Raw genomic sequence first — 2775 nt, forward strand, 5'->3', positions numbered from 1 at the left:
ATGTTGTTAGGCAAAACATACAAGTAATGGATCAAGCGGCTTTATTACTTGCTCGGGACTACAATTTGCCGGCACATGTATTTAACTTTGATGAGCCTGGAGTAATGAAGAAAATATGTTTAGGAGAACATGTAGGGACATTGATTAATGATGATGCTTCGATGCTTGTGCATGAATAATAATTATTTTCAACACAAAGGGAGCTTTTACAGATCATCTTCTTTAGTGAAGTGCTTTAAGTGACCATAATGTTGATAGAACAAACTTAAATAAAGTGAAACTTTAATCAGTGGAGGTTTTGTCCATCCCCACTGATTATTAGCCTTCTCCAATCGGGCTTTTACGAGCATTTGCCACCTAACTTCTTTACTTTAGCCGAATTTTGAGGTGGGAATCTTACCGCTCGTTAATACAGGATAAATAGTCCCCTACTTTGTATAACAAGGGGACTTAAGTTTTTATCGTAAACTTATCAGGGCCATTTATAATTTTAGAATTTCTTTATGAGAGCTCTTCTGAATCCCACACTTCAATAAATTCAAAACCTTTTAAATCACTCTCTAAAACTGCATTCTTGAATTGATCTGATACTAAAACATAGTTAGGGTGCACCTTCCCATTTATATTCAATTTAAAAACCGGTTCGTTCTGAACAACATAAGGAATAAATACAAATTTTTTACATCCTATTATTAAACCTGAACTTAACTTTTCAAAGATTGTTTTATTAGTATCAAGTGCTTCCAACACCCTTAAAACATGCATGGCATAGTATTTTTCGTGTGTTTCTTTATGAATTAATGGTAAAAATTCAATATTATCTCCTACTATAGGTTCTAAAACATCCTTGGCTTTTTCGCTAATTATTTGTACACCAGACTTTCCCCAAAATATAGGAGAATCACTTAACTTTCCTTCATCTGTTACCTCAATAAACTTAGGCGTCCATGAATCTGACAAACTCACCATAGAATTAAAACTAGTTTTAAAATATTTTTTATCCTCTTCATAGTTCAATAATTGAAAGGTTTCATAATCATCAGTCGAGCTTTTTAATTGCCAAATTTTCATGCCTTTTTACTCCTTTAGAATTTAACTAGTAAGCATCTAAGATTATTTAAGTTAATTTCCGTCCAATAACTTTTCTCTTATATTAGGCAAGGCAGCAACTGAATCTGCTTAAGTACCCACCAAAGCGTTTAACTCCACTTAACACTCTGTATACTTCTATAACATACTCTGGACTATGCTTACCTATATTTAGCGTTTCAGTAGTCACATAATCGTTCATTTTACATAGGTACTTTTCAGATGAGTGAATACTACATAAATTCCTTATGTTAATTTTCATCCATGTATTAGAGAAGTGTTATTTTTAATGCTTCCTCAAGCATTGTTTTAACATCATCATACGTGTTCATCACTGTACCAGACGGTTTATCCAGTTCATGATAAGTACCTTCAGATAAATTTTTACAGAACCATGCAATATTTGAATCTCCAAAGAAAAGATACTCTTTTTGAAATTCATTTTCATACCAAATCTCATTCGTTTCTATGAATCCACAAATTTGTTCACCCTTTTCTGTTTCTAGTAAAAAAGAATCAACTCCGTAAAGGACCAATCCATCAAAATCCAAACTATTTACAGTTTTAAGAAACTCTACGTATTCACTTGGTAAATCAACATTTAATTTTTCTTTTGCATGTTCTCTTAATCTCTGAACTTCAGTATCCGTTGCAGGTGTATTCAGCTTATAATTAACACTTTCCAGTATATCTTTGATTTCTAAAATTAGATCTTTCCACATATAAAAACCTCTTTCTAAATTTATTTATTCCCCTTTAGGATAGATGTTGTGTTTTGGGATAGGCCAACTTATGTCTACACTGTCACCTGGTTGTAATCCTTTGGTTAGCGTACGTTGTGTATTAGTTATAACCTTATGATATGGATGATTTTGTATCAAAGTTAAATTTTCAAATGTATTTGTTCCACCATCATCTAAGGGAAGATCATGATGCACTTGCCATCCTATTGGAGGTTTTCCTCTTTTCATTAATTCGATATCTGCATCTGCTATACCAGCATTCTTGAGTTCAATAATCTTATCAGGGTCATTAACTAAGGTTTTAAGAAACTCTTTTCTCACACTTCTATCAAATTCCCTCCGAAGTTGTGCAGCTTCTTCTCTAGTTCTCTTAGAATAAGTAATATCCTCAACTTTGACATCTTTTAAATGTACATCTTCTCTCTTTACCGTAGGTTGTCACATTAGCGAAATGTATTTTGTAGTTCATTATCCATTCTTTCAAACTCCTTAGCTGTAGAATGAATATTATCAATCGCTTGTTGAAAGGCCCCACAAAATTGTCTAGTCAAATCTAGCATTTGTTGATTCGTTTTTTGCGCCTGGGCATTAACAGATAGTGTAGTACGGCTCGCCTTTGTTATAGAACGATTTGTCGCACTTTGGATTGTATCCGAGGCATTTCTCATTTGAGTGGCGATTTGTGTAGCCGTTTGAAAATTACTTTGAAAGTTCCCCATCATTTAAACCCCTTTTAGTTTCAAAATTATTAATAAAATTATATCACGTTACTCATTTTGATTTATCGAAAATTCCAGTTATGAAACTACAGTTTTTTAAGCATTCAACTAGAACTCACTTAGAACTCTTAATCAAAATAGAGGCATTAGTTTAACTTTATTTTAACTACATATTGAATTTTTTACCGAAGCGCAAATGAAGGCGGAGGGCCATCCGCTAGACC

General features: G+C 33.1%; 4 protein-coding genes and 2 pseudogenes. 1 reads left to right on the forward strand and 5 read right to left on the reverse strand.

The features are described 5' to 3' along the window. A pseudogene (pyrH, locus tag AC1DTM_RS21850) lies at positions 1-179 on the forward strand (UMP kinase); the annotation flags it as partial. 322 nt (positions 180-501) lie between these two features. Here pyrH and AC1DTM_RS21855 read toward each other — a convergent pair. The 5 genes and pseudogenes from AC1DTM_RS21855 to AC1DTM_RS21875 form a co-directional block, all read right to left on the reverse strand. Continuing rightward, complete coding sequence (locus tag AC1DTM_RS21855) at positions 502-1071, reverse strand: imm11 family protein (protein ID WP_016104471.1); 570 nt, start codon at positions 1069-1071, stop codon at positions 502-504. 51 nt (positions 1072-1122) lie between these two features. Then, positions 1123-1294 (reverse strand): annotated as a pseudogene (locus AC1DTM_RS21860) (cytoplasmic protein); the annotation flags it as partial. Between the two features lie 64 nt (positions 1295-1358). Beyond that, positions 1359-1811, reverse strand: coding sequence for a YrhA family protein (locus AC1DTM_RS21865; RefSeq protein ID WP_016104470.1), 453 nt, complete (start codon positions 1809-1811; stop codon positions 1359-1361). Between the two features lie 24 nt (positions 1812-1835). Then, positions 1836-2153, reverse strand: coding sequence for an HNH endonuclease signature motif containing protein (locus AC1DTM_RS21870; RefSeq protein ID WP_002200961.1), 318 nt, complete (start codon positions 2151-2153; stop codon positions 1836-1838). Positions 2154-2275: 122 nt separating this feature from the next. Next, on the reverse strand, positions 2276-2554 hold the full coding sequence (locus AC1DTM_RS21875) for a TIGR04197 family type VII secretion effector (protein ID WP_016104469.1): 279 nt from the start codon (positions 2552-2554) through the stop codon (positions 2276-2278). Between the last annotated feature and the right edge of the window lie 221 nt (positions 2555-2775).

The sequence above is a fragment of the Bacillus sp. P4_D3 genome, from assembly GCF_056401855.1.